Below are 18413 nucleotides of genomic sequence, written 5' to 3'. Positions count from 1 at the left end.
GGTGTTGCCGTCGGCGGCCCTCTCATGCTTCTCGTGGACGAGATGATCGGTGATCTCACCCTCGAGAGCGGACTCCAAGAGCCTCTTCGTCAGCTGCTGCAGCAGCCCGCCCTCACCGGTCAACTTGATCCCGCCAGCCTTCGCGCGGTCCACCAGCTGCCCGATCAACTGGTCGTCCAGGGCCTCCGGCATCCCGGCGGGCTGCACTTCCTCGACGGCCTCAGCCGAGACGATCACATCTGTCATCAGGTGTCACTTCCTGTTCGAAGATCCACCGTTGACCGTACAGACCCCCCCCTAGAACGGCAGCCGCACTACGATCTGGCTGTTATTTGATCGTTACATCGTATACTTGAATACACTTGGAGGCCGGTGCGAATCTGCTCGCGCAACATTCGTTCGCCGTTGCCGCCAGAAGGAGCAGCAGCTCATGCATGCAACGAATAATCACGCGAGAGTGAGGAACATCCTCTCGTCGCGTCCGTTCAAGCGGATGTTCGGGGCCGGCGTCGTCATCGCCATGGGGGCCGGCCTGGTGGCCTGCTCCTCGGGCTCGGGCGCCGGTTCGGCGTCCGCGTCGGTCACGTTCATCGGTGGTGGCGGTCAGCTTCAAGAGGCCCAGACCAAGGCGTACTTCAGCCCGTTCGAGAAAGCCAAATCCGGGATCAAGGTCGTCCAGGACACGGGCTCGACCAACCCTGCCAAGCTCGTCGCGGCCATCCAGGCCGGCAACGTTGGGTGGGACCTCGCCGATGTCAACGCAGACTTCGGCACCGGTGACCAGCAGAAGCTCCTCCAACCGTTCGACTGCGCCGTAGTCGAATGTCCATCGGGCGAATCGGAGACGTACCGGCTACCCCTGCACGCCTATGCGTCGGTCCTCGCCTACAACCCGTCCAAGGTTTCGGGTGAACCGAGCAACTGGGCCGACTTCTTCGACGTGAAGAAATTCCCGGGCAAGCGCGCGCTGCTCAAGGAAGCTGGCCCTTCGGGCATCTTCGAGGCCGCACTGCTGGCCGACGGCGTTCCCGCGGACACGCTCTACCCGCTGGACGTCGATCGGGCGCTGAAGAAGCTCGGCACGATCAAGAACAGCATTGTCTGGGCGACGAGCCCGACGCAGACCGCGGACCTGGTCGCCGGCGGCGTTGCTGTGATGGGAAACGTCTTCTCGGGCCAGGCGTACGCGCAGGTGAAGAACGGCGGTGACATCAAGGTCGCGTGGGACGGCATGGGTCTTGGTGTGGACTACCTCGTGATCCCCAAGGGGGCGCCCCACGTGGCGAACGCGAACAAGCTGGCCGCTTACATGACGGATGCCGCGACCAACGCGGATCTGGCCAAGATCTACCCCGTAGGCCCCGGCAACCCGAAAGCACGGGTCGACAAGACCACCGCAACCTTCGATTTCCTCCCGACCCCTGACAAGTCGAGTCATCAGTACACACTCAACGGGGCCTGGTACGCGTCGAACTACAGCACACTGACAACCAAGTTCCAGAGATGGCTGCAGCAGTGACAATGTCCTCCCAGATGGCGCCTTCTCCCGGCGCGGCCGTGCGGTTCAGGGGGGTGCGCAGCCGGTGGGGCGCTCTGGCACTGCCCGGCGCAGCCGCCCTCGCCGTGTTCTTCGTGGTGCCGCTGGCGTACATGCTCGTGCGGTCGCTCAGTGACCCGTCGCCGAGGAACTACGTCGAGGTCATCACCTCGTCGATCTATCTCAAGTCCTACGCGACGACGCTGTTGGTGGCGGTGTGGACGGTGGTCGTCTGCCTCGTCCTCGGGTACCCGTACGCCTATGTCATGGCGCGTAGTTCGCGTCCGATTTCCATGATTCTCGGATTCTGCGTCCTCATGCCGTTCTGGATGAGCATCCTCGTCCGCACCTATGCGTGGACCGTGTGGTTGCAGGACAACGGCCTGATCAACACGTTCCTGCTTCGCCTCGGGCTGATCAGGGAACCGATGGCTCTGATGGGCAATGCGCTCGGGACGACCGTCGGCATGGCGCAGGTGCTGCTGCCGTTCATGGTCCTGTCCCTGGTCACCGCCATGAAGCGGATCGATCCCGCGCTCGAACTGGCGTCCCGAAGCCTCGGTGTGGGGCCGGTGCGGACCTTCCTCAGGGTGTTCCTGCCGCTTTCGGGTCCCGGCGTCTTCGCAGGCGGTCTGATCGTGTTCGTCACCGCGCTCGGCTTCTACCTGACCCCCGCGATCCTCGGCGACCCGACGAAGCCGCTGATCAGCCAGCTCATCGTTGAGCGTGTGAACACGCTGCTCGACTTCGGCGGCGGCGGTGCGCTCGGCATCATCCTGCTCGTTCTCACTCTTGTCATCCTGCTGATCGGCGCCAGGTTCGTCGACCTCAAGGAGATCGTCGGACTGCGAGGCGAGTCATGAGGCGTGTGAATCCCGCTGTCGGCGCAGCCGCAGCACTGGTGGCCGTCTTCCTCGTCGCCCCGACCCTTGTGGTGATTCCGCTCTCCTTCACCGAGTACTCGGTGCTGAACTGGCCGCCGCACGGGTTCTCACTCAAGTGGTACGACGAGGTGCTCACGGATCCCACGTGGCGATCGGCAACGATGACGAGCCTGAAGGTCGGCGCAGGTGCCGCGCTCGCCGCGACCGTGCTCGGTACCGGAATCGCCCTCGGACTGTCGCGCGGCAGGTTCCGCGGCAAGAACGTGGCGACCATCGCCATTCTCTCACCCATGATCGTCCCCGTGGTGATCACAGCGGTCGCCAATTACTTCGTCTTCGTCAAGTGGGGGCTGACCGGGACAGCCGCCGGTCTCATCGCCGCCCACACCGTTCTGGGCCTGCCGTTCGTCGTCGTGTCGGTGTCGAACAGCCTGAGCCGGTTCGATCGCAATCAGGAGAACGCGGCCTACAGCCTCGGAGCGAGTCCGCTCTTCGCGTTCTTCACCGTGACACTGCCGCAACTCCTGCCCGGCGTGCTGTCGGGTGCGCTGTTCGCGTTCATCACCTCGTGGGACGAAGCCATCATCTCGCAGTTCCTCAGCAGCCCGCAGGTCAGGACCCTGCCTTCGCTGATCTTCAGTCAGATATCGAGTGGTGTCGATCCTTCGGTGGCAGCCGCGGCGTCGATCCTGCTGGCCGTTACCGCGGCGCTCCTGGCCTCCGCTTCGATCATCGGCGCCGTTTCACGACGAAAGAGGTCTTCATGACCACGATCGGGGCGGAGAGCGCCCACCTGTCGATCCGTTCGCTGTCCAAGCGATACAAAGCGACCGTCGCACTCGACGGGGTCGATCTCGACGTGCGGCGCGGTGAGTTCGTCACGCTGCTCGGCGCATCGGGTTCGGGCAAGACGACGACCCTGCAGTGCATCGCCGGCTTCGTCTCGCCATCGAGCGGTTCCCTCCTGCTCGACGGGGTCGACATCACGACTCGTCCGGCGCACAAGCGGAACATCGGCGTGGTGTTCCAGAACTACGCGCTCTTCCCTCACATGACGGTGGCCGAAAATGTCGCGTACTCACTGCGCGCACGTCGTGCGCCCAAGGAGGACCGGAAGGAGCGCGTGGCGGAGGCGCTGCGAACGGTGCGCCTGAACGGGTTCGAGGATCGTAAGCCGTCCGAGCTCTCAGGCGGCCAGCAACAGCGTGTGGCGATAGCCCGCACGATCGTCTTCCGCCCGGACGTCCTGCTGATGGACGAGCCGATGGGCGCGCTGGACAAGAGCCTGCGCGAGAGCCTGCAGCTGGAAGTGATGCGCATCCACCGCGAGCTCGGCATGACCGTCATCTACGTCACCCATGATCAGGAGGAGGCCCTGACCATGAGTGACCGGATCGCGATCTACCACAGCGGGAGCATCCTCCAGGTCGGCAGTGCCGACGATCTGTACGAGCGGCCCACCAGCCGGTACGTGGCGGAGTTCATCGGTGAGTCGAACACCTTCCCGGGCACCGTCGAGCCGGGGCCGGGCGGCCTCGCGCTGCGCACGGACGGCGGACAGCTTCTCGCGCTCGGCGATGCGCCGCGGATGAGCAGCGGCCGACGCGCGGTGCTCGTCGTCCGGCCGGAGCGGATGTCGGTGACGGCGCGGGGCGCGGAGATCCCGGAAGGGGCGAACCACGTCGACGGCACCGTCCGCGACGTCGTCTACATCGGGGCGTCGCTGAAGTACGTCATCGAGATGGCCGGGGGCGAGACCCGGCAGGTCCGCGTACCGGCGAGTGCCGTCGATCCGGTGATCGTGCGCGGGACGTCGGTGGTGATGGCGTGGCAGCCGGCTTCAGGCATCGTGTTCCCGGAGCCCGAGGGATGAGCCGCCCGACGGCTCTGGTCACCGGTGCCGCCGGTGGCATCGGTGGGGCGACCGCCTGCCGCCTCGCAGCCGAAGGGTTCGACCTGCTGCTCGCCGATCGTGCCGAGGCGTCGGCGATCGAAGCCTCCGTGCGAGAGTTCGGAGGCAGGGCGCGCTGTGTCGTTCTGGATGTCCAGGACGCCGCCCATGTCACGCGCACCCTCGGCGAGCTGGACCGTCGCGTTGGCGGTGTGGACGCTGTCGTGTGCAGCCACGGTATCGGAGGGAGGATCGCGCCGTTCGCGGAATTCACGGACGAGGAATTCCGGGAAATCGTCTCGGTCAATCTCATCGGGGTCGGCAATGTGCTTCGAGCGGCTGCAGCGGTGATGGCTCCCCGAGGGAGCGGACGCATCGTCACCGTTTCCTCGGTCGCCGGAAAAGAAGGCAACCCCGGGAGTGTCGCCTACAGTGCCTCGAAGGCAGGTGTGATCGGTATGACGAAGTCTCTCGCCCGCGAGCTCGGGCCCAAAGGCGTCCTGATCAACTGCGTGACGCCTGGTGCCACCGATACCCCTCTCGTGCGTGGCCATGGCGGCCAGAACGTGTCGTACGTTGTGGATCGCACCCCCTTGGGGCGGATGGCGCAGCCGGAGGAGGTGGCGGCAGCGATCGCCTGGCTGGTGTCAGAGGACTGCACGTTCACATCCGGGGCGGTCCTGGATGTTTCTGGAGGGAGGGCCTCATATTGAGCGCCGAGACATGGACGGGCAGCTCTCGCCCGTTGCGCGGCGAGGTCGCGATCGTGACCGGCGGGGCGCGGGGGATCGGTCAGGCGTACGCTCGCCGGCTCGCGAGGATGGGGGCGGACGTGGCCGTCCTGGACGCCTGCCTCTCCCTGCCCGAGGACGGCCGGCGGACCGTCGACGAGGTCGAGGAGCAGGGGGTGAGGACTCTGGAGATCGAGGTAGATCTCAGCGACGAGGACCGGACCGACGCCGCGGTCCGCGCGGTGACGGAGGCGTTCGGCCCGGCATCCGTGCTCGTCTGCAACGCCGGCGGGGGCGGGGGCGGCGAGATGTGGGAGAACTCGCCTCTCCAGATCGACATCGAGGCCGTGCGCCGTGCCAACGAGGCGAACCTCGTCACGACTGCGACGGTGTGCCGCGCCGCCGTACCGGCAATGGTGGAGCGGGGAGCGGGCAAGGTCGTGACGGTCGGATCCACTTCGGGGATCGTGCCGCGGCCGGACGGAGGCTACGCTCACTACGCCGCTGCCAAGGCCGGTGTCGTGATGTACACTAAGGCGCTGGCGCGCGAGGTGGCTCCATACGGTGTGCACGCGAATTGTCTGATACCCGGGGCTGTGGAGACGGTGCGGATCGCGCGCAAGATCGAATCTGTGGGGAGAGAGGGCGTGGTCGCCGGCATCCCCCTCGGGCGCATCGCGACAGTCGAGGACTGCGCGGACGTCCTGGAGTTCCTGGCCGGGCCGCTCTCGAACTACGTCACGGGAACGGTACTGCGGTGCGATGGAGGGCTCGCCCTGTGACGGATGTGACCGCAACCTCGGATGCCGCCGATCGGCTTGAGCTCTCGCCACCGCTGGCCGGAGAATCATCGGCCGCATATGCGACGCGCGTCATCCGGGAAGGCATCCTGACCGGCGTACTCGCGCCGGGGTCGAAGATCCCACAGGAGTCCATCGCCACGCGCCTCGACATGAGCCGCATCCCGATTCGCGATGCGCTGCGTCAATTGGAGTCCGAGGGCCTGGTGGTCATCCCCTCCAATCGTTCGGCGAAGGTGGCGCGGCTCGACGCCGCGGACTTCGCGGAGATCTACGACCTGCGCGAGCTGTTCGAGCCGTACGTCGTGGGGGTGACGGCGCGGAGTGCGACGGAGAAGCAGTTGGACCGCCTCCAGGCCCTCGCCGACCTGTTCGACAAGTGCGTCGAGTCGCACGGGGACGTGCTGAGCGTGGACCGGGACTTCCACCTCCTGACCATGTCCGGCGCGCCCCGAAAACGGGCCTGGAAACTCGTCACCGAGCTGCAGAACGCGTCCCAGCAGTACCGCCGCGCGTTCCGCGACCTCGACCAGTCGCGCACGCAGGCCGAGGTGTGCAGGGAACACCACGAGCTCGTCGACGCGTTTCGCGCGCGGGACGAGGCGGCAGCGGTCGAGATCACGCGTCGCCACCTCGCGCGGACGCGAGCGCTGCTCGAACCGGTCCTCCTGGAGCGCGAGGCGACGAGGTAACGGCGGCGTGGACACGTTCAAGGGACACGTGTCGCCCATTCTGTATACACGTATGCGATCGAAGGAGAAGTCATGACCCTTTCGCAGCCACGGGCCACCGTGACGGCGGACGCGACCGTCCGCCGCCATGGTGGACACGTCGTGGCACAGGTACTCGAAGAACACGGCATCACCGAGATCTTCGGCCAGGATTCGCCGGAGCTCCTCTTCGCCGTGCTGGACCATTCCCGGTTCAGGGTGACCACCATGCGCGACGAGCGCTCTGCCGGATTCGCGGCCGACGCGGTCGCGCGCCTCACGGGACGCCCCGCGGTCGCCACGGGGATCCACGGGCCGGGGGCGCTCAACCTGACCACCGCGTTGTTCGAAGCGCGCGAAGCCAGCTCTCCGGTCATCGCGCTCATCAGCGGGATCGAGACCACGACCAAGGGCACTGGCGCCTTCCAGGAAGCCGACCACGTCGCCGCCGCGAGGCCGCTCGTCAAGTGGGCGGCGCGCGTCGAACGACCGGACCGGGTGCGTTCGACCCTGGAACGGGCGATCCGCGTAGCGACGTCGGGCCGCCCGGGGCCGGTGCTGGTCGAACTGCCCAACGACGTCCTCACAGTGGAGCAGCCGGCCGAGGAGTACGCGGCGCCCCCGGTGACGCTGACAGCGACACCGGCCGACGCCCGGGTCGTCACCGAGCTGTCGGGGGCGACCGCACCGGTTCTCCTCCTGGGCTCGGGGGCCCTCCAGACCGCGTGCGAGGACCTGGTCGCCCTGGCGGAACGGCTCGACGCGGCGGTGTGCGTCACTCATACGGGTCGAGGAGCATTCCCCGAGAGGCACCACCTCTTCGCCGGCGTCTGCGGATTCATGAGCGACCGCGAGGACGGTTCCGGCGCGGTCGCCAACGCCATGCTCGCGGCGGCCGACGTGGTGCTCGCTCTCGGTACGGGGATGGACGGTGTGACCACGGACGGGGGCCGTCTTCCGGCCGCCCGCGCCACCCTCGTCCGGGTCGACGTCGACGCCGGGACGCTCGCGCTCGACACCCGCGCCGCGCATACGGTGCTCGCCGACATCACGTCCTACGTTCCCGCTCTCACCGCGGCCCTCCCGGGAGCGAGTGTCCGGGGGACCCGCGAAGCGCTGGCGCGGAAGTGGGCCGTCGTGCGCGACGCGCAGCGCGACCGCATCGCCGCCGGATCACCGGTCATCAGGCCGTCGTTCCTGATGGGCGCGCTGCAACAGGCGTTGCGCCCCGACGACCTCCTCGTCTGCGACGCGGCCTACAGCAGTGTCTGGGCGCTCAGTTACCTCACTCAGGGCGAGCATTTCCACCGCATCACATACGGCCGCGCCGCCGGAACTCTGGGCTTCGGATTCCCCGGCGCCATCGGCGCCTCGGTCGCGTACCCGGACCGCCGTGTCGTCGCCCTGGTGGGCGACGGCGGGTTCGGCTTCACCTGGGGCGAGCTGGAGACCGCGGCACGCATCGGCGCGAACATCACCTGCGTCGTGCTGAACAACTCCATGTTCGCCTACCAGGTCCTCTGGCACGAGCTCAATGGGACCCACGCGCGCAACCTCGAGTTCGTCGATGTCCATCACGACGTCCTGGCGAGCGCCGTGGGCGGGCACGGTGTGAGGGTCGAGTCCCGCGACGCTCTGCTGCCCGTGCTGCGGACCTCGCTCGACCACGACGGGCTGTCCGTCGTCGACGTCGTCCTGGACCCGCACGAGCTTCCCCCGTTCAGAAAGGAGCGCCACGTTGGCCACTGAAGTGAAGGTCACGGACACCCACGGAATCGACCCCGTGGAGATCACCCCGCGCCATGTACCGTACGGCCCGGACGGAGTGGACCGTGTGGAGGGCGTGCCGCTCGCCACACTGCTGCGGGAGTACGGAAGCCCGTTGTGGGTGTTCTCCTCCGCACAGCTGCGCGGCAACTTCCACGAGCTGCGCGACGCGGCGGAGGACCTGCTCGGCTCGACCGAGATCGCCTACTCGATGAAGGCGAACAACAACCGGGCGGTCCTGCAGACCCTCGTCGGGGAGGGCGCCTTCGTGGACTGCAGCTCCGAGTACGAGCTGCAGATCGCGGTGCAGGCGGGCACGCCCGCGAACCGGATCATCGTGAACGGCAACGGCAAGGCCGAGTCGTACCTCACTGCGGCGGCCGCGCTCGGTGTGCGGCAGATCAACGTCGACTCGTCGGCCGAGGTGCGGCGCCTCGAGCGCATCGCCCGCGAGCTCGGTGTCACGGTCGACTGCGTGGTGCGCGTCAAGCTGGGATACCAGCGGCTGCTGACCGTCGATCCGTCGTACGAGCGCACCCTGCGCGTCGCCGAGGCCAAGTTCGGCAGCAGCACGGTCACCGGCGAGGCGATCGATGTCGCGAACGCGATCACCGACAGCGATGCGCTGCGATTCCGTGGCCTCTCGCACCACGCGGGATTCGCCGGATACCGGGCCAACTACCGTCCCGAACTCCAGACGATGCACCTGCGCGAGTGCGCGCGGGAGATGAGCGAGTTCGCCGGCACGCTGCGCGGGCTCGGGATCGACACGGAGCGCCTCGACGTCGGCGGCGGCCTGCGTTCGGGGAAGTACGTGATGCTGTCGACGCCGGGCGACGGCGGCGACGCGGCCTACCATCCCCTGCCGTCCACACGCGACTACGTCGCCGCCGTCCGCCAGGGCATCGACGAGGGCTGGGGCAATGCGCCGCGGCCTGTCGTGCAGTTCGAGACCGGTGGCTTCCAGGTCGCGAACTCCTGCGTCCTGCTCACCACGATCCAGGACGTCAAGGACACCGAACACTTCACGCACGGTCGGTTCCTGACGGTCGACACCGCGGCCACCATGTTCACGAGCCGCGGATCGTCGAGGGTGGGGTACCCCGTCTTCGTGGCGGGCAAGGGCCCTGACCACCCGGTCGACGGCCGCCCGGTCGAGGTGGTCGGCCCGACGTGCGCGTACGACTCGATCGCCGAGGACATCGCGCTCCCCGACGTGGAGGTCGGCGATGTGCTGGTCGTGCTCAACCAGGGCGCTTACTCCGAGATGACCTCGACACAGTTCAACGGCATCCCGCGGCCTGCCGTGGCCATGGTCGACGGTGAGGCGCATCGTCTCGTCCGCCGCCGCGAAACGCTCTCGGACATCACCCAGCGCGAGGTCTCGCCCGCCACCCTGTGGCCGACCACGCCGTCCGACGAACAGCGAGCAGGCACGCATGCGCGGCGCTGAGCTCGCGGCGGCGGTCGCCGAACGCACCGACGAGGCGGCGGACCTCCTCTCGCGGATCATCCGCTGCCCCAGTGTCACCGGGTACGAGGACGAGGTGTCCGGCGTGCTCGCCGAATGGTGCCGGTCGCACGGGTGGACGGTCGAGATCCAACCCCTGACGGGAACGGAGCTCCACCGTCGCGGCGAGATCGCCGACGAGGAGCGGGTGGAGAAGCGCGCCAACGTCCTGGCGTACCCCTGGAGCCCGACCAGGGCGCCGCTTCTCGTGGTCAACGGCCACATCGACGTGGTCCCCCCGGGACCGTCGGAAGGCTGGAAGGACGACGACCCCTTCAGCGGCTCCCGGGTCGACGGCGCGGTCCACGGCCGCGGTGCCGTGGACACCAAGGGCGGCATCGTCGCGGCGCTGATCGGGCTGGACACCCTGCGCCGACACGGGGAGAGGCCGCCGTTCGACGTCGCTCTGCACCTGGTGGTCGGAGAGGAGCGCTCCGGGGTCGGAACCCGGGCCTCACTCGAACTCCGGCCGCGCCCGGCCGCGGCGATCGTCCTGGAGGCGAGCGACTCACGGGTCGTCACCGCCAGCTCCGGGCTGATCCAGTGCGAACTCGCGGTGGACGGCGCGACCGCGCACACCTCCAGCCCCTGGCTGGGCAGGGATGCGTTCCTGCATCTGCTCCGTATGCACGCCGCGCTCGCCGCGAGGTCGCAAAAACAGAACGCCGGGCTCGACGATCCGGCGTTCGACGGGATTCCGGTCCCGCTTCCCTTCGTGGCCGGTGTGGTGAGTGCGGGGACATACCGCAACGCCGTTCCCGCACACGCGGAGATGAGCGTCCGGTTCGGTCTCGCCCCCGGGCAGAAGGTGGCGGATGCCGCCGCCTCCTTGACGGACCTGGTGGCCTCGGTCGACGCGGGCCGGGAGTGGCCGGAACCGTCGCGCCTCCAGGTGGTCGCGGGCCTGGCCGGCTGGAGCACTCCCCCCGACTCGCCACTCGTCCGGGCCATGCTCGGCGCGGTCGGGCAGGTCGGACGGGACACCGCCCCCCGTGCGCTCACGGCCGGATCCGACGCGGGCTTCTACGGTGAGCTCGGAATCCCGACCGTGCTCTTCGGCCCCGGCCCGATGAGCCTCGCGCACGGTCCCGCGGAGCATCTTGCCGAGCAGGAGCTGATCGACGCGGCAGCCGTGATCGCGGTCGCGGTCGCCGGACTCGAACTCTGACAGGGAGCAAGGTCTGCCCGGAAGGCGCGTTATCCGGTGCGCGCCAGCCTTCGGGAGGCTTCGCGTGCGGTACCCGCACAACCCTCACGGGTACCGCACCCGGCGGACGCGACCGGTGCGCCCGTACAATTCGACACCGAACGGCCGCGGACCCCACCGGGTCCGCGGCCCGGTGACGATTATGAGGGAGCACCCGTGCCCAGCCAGCGGTCCATCAACGAGGCGGAAAGGCTCGTGGAGGCGAAGCTCGGCGGCAGTGCGGGTGCCGATTATTCATCCGCCCAGCTCAGGCTGCATGTCGGTACTCGCGAAGGGTGCCGCCGAGCAGATCTCGTCAGCGGATCTCCGGGGTCTGATTTGTCCTGGCTCGGTGATCGGTTCCGGCAGCAGGCGGAGCGGGCCGCTTGACCCAGGGGGGCCTTCCCCCGTGATGGTGGACACGCTTCGTTGATCACGCGGCGAGCGTGAGTTTAGCCGCGTGGTGTCGGCGTTCGTATTCGTTGGGGCTGAGGTGGCCGTTGGCGGAGTGCCGGCGGCGGGTGTTGTAGCGGGCCAGCCAGGCGAAGACCGGGCGCCCGGGTACCCGGGGAGCGCCCAGGATACGGCGCACATCACCATCGCCAAGAGCCGGTGGGAACAGCAGCTGGCGCAGCTGGGGCCGTCAGCGGCGTTCGAGATGGCCGTGCCGTACCCGCTCGGCGATCCGGAGCGGGACGAGGTTGGACGGACGCTGCGGGAGGCGCAGCGGCTGCTGACCGTCAACGAGGTCCGGGCGTCGATCCTGGAGGTCAGGCGGGCGCTGGAGTGGGTCCGGGAGAACGTCGACTGGGATAAGCCCGGGTCGAGGAAGCAAGGCAGCCAGTGCAACCAGACCGAGCGGTGGTGGCGGGCGGGAGCGGGGGTCTGGGGGCCGGCGAAGGCCCCAGCAGCCGCCGCCCTCAGCCCATCGTCCTCTTCGGCCCAGGACATGCTCGTCACCCACGACCGCCGCATGCGGGCCGACTTCACAGGGTCGCGCCTGGAACTGCGCGAGGGGGCCGTCGCCCCCGCACGGTAACCGGCCACCACGATCGAGGGGGGCCCATCGGCAGCGCCCCCCTTCACGTATGTCCTGAACAGCCCGTACTCCAGGGCCGGTACAAGTCCGTTCCGGAGCCGCGCGAGTCGCTCCGGTCGCTGACCGATCATCGACAATTCCGCTCCGCCTGTTGCGTAAACGGCCGCGCCGGCTCTACCGTCCTTTACGAAACGGCCGTAGCGAAACTAACTCAAAGGGAGGCCCGAGCCGTGGTCCCTGCTGCACGACGCGGACGCCCCCGCGCCGAAGGAGCCGACGAGAAAATCCTTGGGGCGGCGCTGGAGCTCCTGCTGGAACGCGGCTACGACCGCTTCTCCGTGGACGAGGCCGCAGCCACCGCCGGCGTCGCCAAGACCACGCTGTACCGGCGCTGGCCCACCAAGGACCATCTGATCGTCGCGGTGGTCGCCCGGATGCAGGACGAGGTGCCGGTCCGCTACAGCGGCGACGTGCGGGCCGACCTCACCCGCTACCTCAACGCCATCGTGCACGGCCTGGACCGGGTCCGGCGGGCCGGGCGTCCGGCCGGTTCCGGTGACGCCTCGGCCGGCCTCGTCGCCGAGGTCGCCGCCGCAGCGGCCCGACACGCCGATGTCGGCGCGGCTGTGCACGCCATGTTCGCCCGTCGCAACGCCGTTGTCCTCGCCCTGCTCCAAGAAGCCAGAAGCCAGGGGGAATTGCGCCCCGACCTGGATCCCGAGGTCCTCTTCGACCAGCTCGCCGGAGCCCTGTACTACCGCCTGCTCGTCACCGGCCGACCCCTCGACGGGGCATACGTCGGCCGCCTCGTCAGCACGGCCCTCGAGGGAGCGGCCCGCTGACCCACCCCCGGGCCTGCCCGGAAGGAACGGCCCTACGCGAAAGTGGAGAGTCCATGACCGTGACAGCATCTTCCGCTACCTCCCGCACCGCGCACCCCGTCCGCCCCCGGCGGAACCGCAGGCGCCGCCTCCTCCTGGGGGCGCTCGCCGCACTGGTGACCCTCCTCGCCGGCTGGACCGCTTGGACCACCACCCACCCGACCCGGCTCACCGCCTCCGTCGAGATCGACGCGACGCCCGACCAGGTCTGGCAGGTACTCACCGACCTGCCGGCCTACCCGGAGTGGAACCCGTTCATCACCTCGGCACAGGTGACCTCCTCGGGAGGCGCCCTGCGGCAGGGCGCGCACCTGCGCAACGTCCTGCACTTTGCCGACGGCAGCACCACCGTCTTCACCCCGGAACTGCTCACCGTCTCCCCCGGCCGGGAGCTGCGCTGGCTGGGCCGGTTCGGTCCGGGCTGGATCGTGGACGGCGAGCACCGGTTCACCATCGAGCAGCTCGGGCCGCACCGCGTGCGCCTTACCCAGAGCGAGAGCTTCACCGGCGTGGCCGTGCCCTTCCTCGGCGGCTGGCTCGACAGCACCACGCTCCCCCAGTTCCGGCTGATGAACCAGGCCCTTGCGGCGCGGGTCACCGCACTCGGCCAAGGCTGACTGGACGTCAGTCGACCCCGTTCGGGTGGCGACTCGTCCTGGGTGTACAGGTCGGGCCAGACCAGAGAGATTGCTGACTGCGACTGACCTGTCGCAACGCTGAGCGCGTCCCACGGTGACGGGCGGGCACCGCGCAGGACAACCGGCCATCGCCGCATCGCGGCAGGCCGGGCTGCGCTGTACTGCCGCTCCCAGTACCTTCACACGAGCGTGCCGGGCTCGTGCTCCCCGACCTTCTTCTCCTTGGCGTTCCACACCCAGATCCGCGACTTCACCCACAGCTCCGGCAGCTCCTCGCCCTTGGGCACCGGCCGCCAGGACGCATCGGGTACAAGGATTGCCCGGACTTCGCCCAGGCGCATCTTTGGCCTGTGCCAAGGGATGCGCCACTCCCACTCGTGCGTCCAGTCGGTGAAGCCGCCAGTGCGCACCGCCCAGTGATCGAGCCCCGCCTCTTTGAACTTCGCCAGCGTCTTCTCCTCCTGTATGCAGGCCACCGTGCCGCCGCCCTTGAGCAGCACCTGCTCACGTGTCAGCACGATGCCCCACGGGAGGTAACGGCCGTCTCCCAGCAGGAAACGTAGGTGCTCGATGGTCGTCTCCGAGAAGCACACGCAGCCCATCTCTGCGCCGTAGGGAGGGAACGTTCTCATCAGTCCGCCGCTGACTATGGACCGGAGGCGCTCCTCCGGTGACATGCTCCGGATGTCCGCATCCACCCAGTCCGGGTGCGGCCTGCGGCCTGGGCCAGTGAAATGGATGAGGAAGTCGCTCTGCGACGGACTCATGTGCCCCATCGAAACCCCCACAGTCATCTCTCTCCCCCGCCGCGCGGTGCGCACCACGAGGAGCACGCTGCCACGGAAGTCAGGCGGCTCGGAAGTAGGTACTTAGGTGACGTGACGCAGTACGGGTGTGGGATGCCGCATCACGTCACTTCCCGGCTGCGCCCGACCCCGCACCTGGTGGCCGGGCGTTGTCATTGGGTCGAACTAGGCTCCGAAGCATGACCACCCCTGCCCCCGAGACGGCTGCGGCCGCCCCGTTCGATCCGCACGACTTCCCCGGCGACCTGGTCGCCGCCCAGCACACGGAGGCCGAGCTGTACGCCGTCGAGCTGCGAACCGGGCGAGCTCGGTCTTCCCGGTGCGGGTGCGGTAGCCGTTGGAACCGCCCGCGTCGGCGGTAATCAGCAGCCGGCCGGCTATGTTTCGACGGTGCTGGTCACAGCTTGATAGCGGCGACCGCCCACTGCCCATCTGTCACGCAGGTCATCGGCCCCCGGCCGTCCGGTCCGCGCCCGCATCACCGGGCCAGGCAGCGGCACCGACCCGGAGCTGATGGAACGGCTCACCGCGCAAGTCCTGGACGGGGACGACGTGCTGGACGACCTGACCCGCCAGGCTCAGGACGGCTCCGACAAAGTGGTGGCCCAGCTGCTCGCGCAAACCCGGAACGGAGACACCCAGTGGTCCCCATGCCGCCCCACCGCTGGAAGGGCCCCGGCGTGCTCGGCGCCGCTGGCCCCGGAGAACACGATTCCTTCGGACTCTGGCCCGACCTCGAGGAGCCGGAAGAGGAGAACGCCGCCCCCGGACACAGCGCACCAGAGCCCCCTCCGGAGTCGGGGAACCCCAGCAACGGATCCTCCTGAGCGGTCAGCGGCGTGCCGCCGAGGGCGAGGCCACTGCGGATTGGCCTCGTGCGCCGTGCTCGCGTTACTGACCGCGCTGCTGCTCGCGCTGACGTCGTCCCACCGGGGGAACTCGTTCTCGACGTTCATGTCGAGGGAGTTGTGTGCGGGTGGGGTTTTCGGCAGGCGCACGATGCGTGCCCCGCGATACCGGACGTCCCGGGCAGACATCGGGAGGCTGTGCAACGCTGCTACCCGGCACTGGCGCATTCGCGGGCCGGCATGGCGAAGGTCACGCTGAACGCCTTCCGGATCGCGGCCCGAGCAGACCGGGCCGCCGGTTGTCGCCCGCACAATAACCAGGAGCTGTCATGGAGTTGGCGCCTGGGCGGGGCGATGCGAGATGGCGTTCCGTTCACTGTCGATCGAGGTCTTGTCAGTGGGCCACGTGGCGGATAAAACTGCCGATGTGAGTGATCACCGAAGGTCTGTGTCTCCTGCTGTGACGGTTGCTGCGCATGTGGTTGCTGCCGTTGCGGTGGTCGGGCTGCGGTCCACCGGTGCAACTGTCCGTTGTGGAGGGGCGGCGCTGCAGTGATATGGCGCGTGCGCGCCGACGGCCGAAGGCGTAGTGGACCCTGCGCGTGGACCGCCCTCCTCCCGAGCGTGTGAACTGCACGATCCGTTGATTTCCGGATGGAAGGTGGAGCAGCTCGTGGGTCATGTGCGCAAGACGGGAGTGAGTCGGCGGCGTGTGCTGGGCACGGCAGCCGGACTGGCCGCGGCCGCGGCGGGAGTGCCGTCCGCAGCCGCGTTCGCGGCACCGCCGCAGACGCTGCCCGAAGAGGCTCGTTGGAACAGACACGCCGCCCACGTGACGATCACGCGGGACGACTGGGGCGTTCCGCACATCGTGGGCAAGACCGATGCCGACGCGGTGTTCGGAATGATGTACGCGCAGGCGGAGGACGACTTCAACCGGATCGAACAGAACTACCTCGTTGCCCTGGGCCGCCTCGCCGAGGCCGAGGGAAAGAGCGCCATCTGGCAGGACCTGCGGCAGCGGCTGTTCCTCGACCCGGAGGCGCTGAAGAAGGACTATGCGAAGTGCCCCGCGTGGCTGCGCACGTTGATGCAGGCTTGGGCGGATGGGCTCAACTACTACCTTGCGACACACCCCGAGGTGCGTCCGCGTGTGCTCGACCGGTTCGAGCCGTGGATGCCGCTGAGCTTCTCGGAGGGCAGCATCGGCGGCGACATCGAGTCGGTGCTGCTCACCCAGCTCGAAGCCTTCTACGACAAGCGGGACGTGCCGCTGACAGACGAGGAACGCGGGCTGGTGCTGCGCGAACCCACGGGGTCGAACGGCTTCGCGGTCGCGCCGAGCCACACGCGTGACGGCCACGCGTTGCTCCTGATCAACCCGCACACCAGCTTCTTCTTCCGCTCGGAACAGCATGTGACGAGCGGCGAGGGGCTCAACGTCTACGGTGCCGCCACCTGGGGCCAGTTCTTCATCTACCAGGGCTTCAACGCGCACACGGGGTGGATGCACACGACGAGCGGTGTCGACAACATCGACGAGTTCACCGAGACGGTCGTCACGGGGGCCGACGGAATCCGCTACTACCGCTACGGCGACGAACTGCGCCCCGTCACAACGACGACGATCACCTTGTCCTTCCGTACCGAGGAGGGGGGACAGGACAAACGCAGCTTCACCACGTTCGCCACCCATCACGGCCCCATCGTGCGCGAGGCGAACGGCAAGTGGATCGCGTGTGCGCTGATGAACAAGCCCGTCGAGGCGCTCAAGCAGAGCTTCCTGCGCACCACGACGGGGAACTACGCGGACTATCTCCGCGTGGCGGGCCTGAAGGCGAACAGCTCGAACAACACGCTCTTTGCGGACTCGAAGGGTGAGATTGCCTTCCTGATGCCGCAGTTCATGCCTGTGAGAGACGATCGCTTCGACTACCGCAGGCCCGTCGACGGCAGTGATCCGGCGACCGACTGGCACGGACTGCACAGCCTGGACAGCATGCCGCACGTCGTGAACCCGAAGAACGGCTGGGCTTTCAACACGAACAACTGGCCGTGGACCGCCGCCGGTGCGGACAGCCCCAAGGCGGCAGACTACCCGCGGTACTTCGACAGGGTCGGCGAGAACCCACGCGGGCCACAGGCGGAGCGGGTGCTGTCCGCGCGTGACGACTTCACCCCGCAGACATTGATCGAAGCCGCGTTCGATCCGTACCTGACGGCTTTCGCGCGGCTGACTCCCGGGCTCGTCGCAGCGTGGAACCAACTGCCCAAGGACAACGGACAGAAGGCGACGCTGGCCGGCCCTGTCGGTCTGCTGCGTGACTGGGACCACCGGTGGGCCGCGGAGTCGACCGCGACGTCGGTGGCCGTGTTCTGGGGTGAAGACCTGTGGGCACTCACCGCCCAGGCGGCGGCGGACGCAGGAATGTCGGTGTGGGACTACATGGCCGACCGCGCCAGTGACGCGCAGCGACTCGACGCGCTCGAGACCGCGACACGGCGCCTGGCACGGGACTTCGGCAGCTGGAAGGTGCCCTGGGGCGACATCAACCGCTACCAGCGCAACAACGGAGCGATCGTCCAGCAGTTCAGCGACGCCAAGCCGAGCATCCCGGTGCCCTTCGCCTCATCGCGCTGGGGCTCCCTCGCCTCGTTCGGAGCGAAGGCCTACCCGGGAACGAAGCGCTACTACGGCACCAGCGGCAACAGCTTCGTGGCCGTGGTGGAGTTCGGGCCGCGACTGCGCGCCTGGGCGGTGACTGCGGGCGGTGCGAGCGGACATCCCGATTCACCGCACTTCGACGACCAGGCTGAACGCTACGCCAAGGGTGACCTGCGGCCGGTCTACTTCTATGCGGATGACCTCAAGGGTCACATCGAGCGAAGGTACCGTCCAGGCAAATGAGGCCGGCCCTTGCGCCGGCGAGAAAGATCTCGACTTGTCCGCCGACGACGCGGAATCGAGCCGCAGATGGTTTTCAGCTGAAGCTGCCTTTCGCCGCGTAGGCGACCGATCTCCGCGGCCACCCATGCTGACCAGCCCCGCCGGGAGGACGTTGCAGGGCAGGGCTGGTTTGTTGACAAGGGATGGGGTCGGGGCAGGGTCTGATGCACGATCGGGTGACATCTGAACTGGCTTGCCCTGTAGGGCAGGTGGGAAGGATGTCGCTGTGCCCAAGCCT

Annotated in this window: 18 protein-coding genes and 1 pseudogene; 15 read left to right on the top strand and 4 right to left on the bottom strand. The window is 68.2% G+C overall.

The window, feature by feature from the left end; all coding sequences use genetic code 11:
• A pseudogene (locus tag BIV24_RS23015) lies at positions 1–246 on the bottom strand (IS256 family transposase); the annotation flags it as partial.
• Positions 247–430: 184 nt separating this feature from the next.
• Here BIV24_RS23015 and BIV24_RS23010 point away from each other — a divergent pair.
• The 10 genes from BIV24_RS23010 (at position 431) to BIV24_RS22965 (ending at position 10998) form a co-directional block, all read left to right on the top strand.
• Positions 431–1519, top strand: coding sequence for an extracellular solute-binding protein (locus tag BIV24_RS23010; protein WP_079168461.1), 1089 nt, complete (start codon positions 431–433; stop codon positions 1517–1519).
• A 14-nt stretch (positions 1520–1533) separates the two neighbouring features.
• Complete coding sequence (locus tag BIV24_RS23005) at positions 1534–2400, top strand: ABC transporter permease (RefSeq protein ID WP_177198799.1); 867 nt, start codon at positions 1534–1536, stop codon at positions 2398–2400.
• The gene (locus BIV24_RS23000; RefSeq protein WP_071368284.1) at positions 2397–3188 is read left to right on the top strand and encodes an ABC transporter permease; all 792 of its coding nucleotides are present in this window, start codon (positions 2397–2399) and stop codon (positions 3186–3188) included. Before BIV24_RS23005 ends, BIV24_RS23000 begins: the two co-directional genes overlap by 4 nt.
• Positions 3185–4294, top strand: coding sequence for an ABC transporter ATP-binding protein (locus BIV24_RS22995; protein WP_071368283.1), 1110 nt, complete (start codon positions 3185–3187; stop codon positions 4292–4294). Before BIV24_RS23000 ends, BIV24_RS22995 begins: the two co-directional genes overlap by 4 nt.
• Complete coding sequence (locus BIV24_RS22990; protein WP_071368282.1) at positions 4291–5025, top strand: SDR family NAD(P)-dependent oxidoreductase; 735 nt, start codon at positions 4291–4293, stop codon at positions 5023–5025. Before BIV24_RS22995 ends, BIV24_RS22990 begins: the two co-directional genes overlap by 4 nt.
• Complete coding sequence (locus tag BIV24_RS22985; protein ID WP_177198798.1) at positions 5022–5825, top strand: SDR family NAD(P)-dependent oxidoreductase; 804 nt, start codon at positions 5022–5024, stop codon at positions 5823–5825. The genes BIV24_RS22990 and BIV24_RS22985 overlap by 4 nt, the downstream gene beginning before the upstream one ends.
• Positions 5822–6535: a GntR family transcriptional regulator gene (locus BIV24_RS22980; RefSeq protein ID WP_071368281.1), complete on the top strand. Its 714-nt coding sequence runs from the start codon at positions 5822–5824 to the stop codon at positions 6533–6535. The genes BIV24_RS22985 and BIV24_RS22980 overlap by 4 nt, the downstream gene beginning before the upstream one ends.
• Positions 6536–6607: 72 nt before the next feature.
• Complete coding sequence (locus tag BIV24_RS22975) at positions 6608–8302, top strand: thiamine pyrophosphate-binding protein (RefSeq protein ID WP_071368280.1); 1695 nt, start codon at positions 6608–6610, stop codon at positions 8300–8302.
• The gene (locus tag BIV24_RS22970; RefSeq protein WP_079168459.1) at positions 8292–9773 is read left to right on the top strand and encodes a diaminopimelate decarboxylase family protein; all 1482 of its coding nucleotides are present in this window, start codon (positions 8292–8294) and stop codon (positions 9771–9773) included. Before BIV24_RS22975 ends, BIV24_RS22970 begins: the two co-directional genes overlap by 11 nt.
• On the top strand, positions 9760–10998 hold the full coding sequence (locus tag BIV24_RS22965) for a M20 family metallopeptidase (RefSeq protein WP_071368278.1): 1239 nt from the start codon (positions 9760–9762) through the stop codon (positions 10996–10998). The genes BIV24_RS22970 and BIV24_RS22965 overlap by 14 nt, the downstream gene beginning before the upstream one ends.
• 451 nt (positions 10999–11449) lie before the next feature.
• On the opposite strand, the gene BIV24_RS34540 is transcribed toward BIV24_RS22965, so the two are convergent.
• Positions 11450–11608 carry a hypothetical protein gene (locus BIV24_RS34540; RefSeq protein WP_177198797.1) on the bottom strand — a complete coding sequence of 53 codons (159 nt, stop codon included), beginning with the start codon at positions 11606–11608 and terminating at the stop codon, positions 11450–11452.
• A gap of 66 nt (positions 11609–11674) precedes the next feature.
• On the opposite strand from BIV24_RS34540, the gene BIV24_RS34535 reads away from it, so the two are divergent.
• The 3 genes from BIV24_RS34535 to BIV24_RS22950 all read left to right on the top strand — a co-directional run bounded on the left by BIV24_RS34535 (position 11675) and on the right by BIV24_RS22950 (position 13553).
• Entirely contained in the window at positions 11675–12055 is a 381-nt protein-coding gene (locus BIV24_RS34535) for a hypothetical protein (RefSeq protein WP_177198796.1), read from the top strand.
• A gap of 230 nt (positions 12056–12285) precedes the next feature.
• On the top strand, positions 12286–12897 hold the full coding sequence (locus tag BIV24_RS34530) for a TetR/AcrR family transcriptional regulator (RefSeq protein WP_071368276.1): 612 nt from the start codon (positions 12286–12288) through the stop codon (positions 12895–12897).
• A 53-nt stretch (positions 12898–12950) separates the two neighbouring features.
• Positions 12951–13553, top strand: coding sequence for an SRPBCC domain-containing protein (locus BIV24_RS22950; RefSeq protein WP_079168457.1), 603 nt, complete (start codon positions 12951–12953; stop codon positions 13551–13553).
• 200 nt (positions 13554–13753) lie between these two features.
• On the opposite strand, the gene BIV24_RS22945 is transcribed toward BIV24_RS22950, so the two are convergent.
• Positions 13754–14206 carry a hypothetical protein gene (locus BIV24_RS22945; RefSeq protein ID WP_143064651.1) on the bottom strand — a complete coding sequence of 151 codons (453 nt, stop codon included), beginning with the start codon at positions 14204–14206 and terminating at the stop codon, positions 13754–13756.
• 353 nt (positions 14207–14559) lie between these two features.
• On the opposite strand from BIV24_RS22945, the gene BIV24_RS35630 reads away from it, so the two are divergent.
• Positions 14560–14742 carry a hypothetical protein gene (locus BIV24_RS35630; RefSeq protein WP_245766911.1) on the top strand — a complete coding sequence of 61 codons (183 nt, stop codon included), beginning with the start codon at positions 14560–14562 and terminating at the stop codon, positions 14740–14742.
• 82 nt (positions 14743–14824) lie between these two features.
• Here BIV24_RS35630 and BIV24_RS34525 read toward each other — a convergent pair whose 3' ends face one another.
• The gene (locus tag BIV24_RS34525) at positions 14825–15001 is read right to left on the bottom strand and encodes a hypothetical protein (protein WP_177198795.1); all 177 of its coding nucleotides are present in this window, start codon (positions 14999–15001) and stop codon (positions 14825–14827) included.
• Positions 15002–15889: 888 nt separating this feature from the next.
• Here BIV24_RS34525 and BIV24_RS22940 point away from each other — a divergent pair.
• Complete coding sequence (locus tag BIV24_RS22940; protein ID WP_218149326.1) at positions 15890–18136, top strand: penicillin acylase family protein; 2247 nt, start codon at positions 15890–15892, stop codon at positions 18134–18136.
• The last annotated feature ends 277 nt before the right edge of the window (positions 18137–18413 follow it).

The organism is Streptomyces colonosanans (assembly GCF_001866645.1).
In the GTDB taxonomy this organism is placed as follows: domain Bacteria; phylum Actinomycetota; class Actinomycetes; order Streptomycetales; family Streptomycetaceae; genus Streptomyces; species Streptomyces colonosanans.
This window is presented reverse-complemented; position numbering and strand designations above follow the sequence as displayed.

What these genes read in the sequence shown, in the direction of transcription:
- BIV24_RS22945 (WP_143064651.1), bottom strand. Translation starts at nt 14,206, where the DNA reads ATGAGAACGTTCCCTCCCTACGGCGCAGAGATGGGCTGCGTGTGCTTC.
- BIV24_RS23010 (WP_079168461.1), top strand. Translation starts at nt 431, where the DNA reads ATGCATGCAACGAATAATCACGCGAGAGTGAGGAACATCCTCTCGTCG.
- BIV24_RS23000 (WP_071368284.1), top strand. Translation starts at nt 2,397, where the DNA reads ATGAGGCGTGTGAATCCCGCTGTCGGCGCAGCCGCAGCACTGGTGGCC.
- BIV24_RS22990 (WP_071368282.1), top strand. Translation starts at nt 4,291, where the DNA reads ATGAGCCGCCCGACGGCTCTGGTCACCGGTGCCGCCGGTGGCATCGGT.
- BIV24_RS35630 (WP_245766911.1), top strand. Translation starts at nt 14,560, where the DNA reads ATGACCACCCCTGCCCCCGAGACGGCTGCGGCCGCCCCGTTCGATCCG.
- BIV24_RS22975 (WP_071368280.1), top strand. Translation starts at nt 6,608, where the DNA reads ATGACCCTTTCGCAGCCACGGGCCACCGTGACGGCGGACGCGACCGTC.
- BIV24_RS23005 (WP_177198799.1), top strand. Translation starts at nt 1,534, where the DNA reads ATGGCGCCTTCTCCCGGCGCGGCCGTGCGGTTCAGGGGGGTGCGCAGC.
- BIV24_RS22995 (WP_071368283.1), top strand. Translation starts at nt 3,185, where the DNA reads ATGACCACGATCGGGGCGGAGAGCGCCCACCTGTCGATCCGTTCGCTG.
- BIV24_RS22950 (WP_079168457.1), top strand. Translation starts at nt 12,951, where the DNA reads ATGACCGTGACAGCATCTTCCGCTACCTCCCGCACCGCGCACCCCGTC.
- BIV24_RS22965 (WP_071368278.1), top strand. Translation starts at nt 9,760, where the DNA reads ATGCGCGGCGCTGAGCTCGCGGCGGCGGTCGCCGAACGCACCGACGAG.
- BIV24_RS34535 (WP_177198796.1), top strand. Translation starts at nt 11,675, where the DNA reads ATGGCCGTGCCGTACCCGCTCGGCGATCCGGAGCGGGACGAGGTTGGA.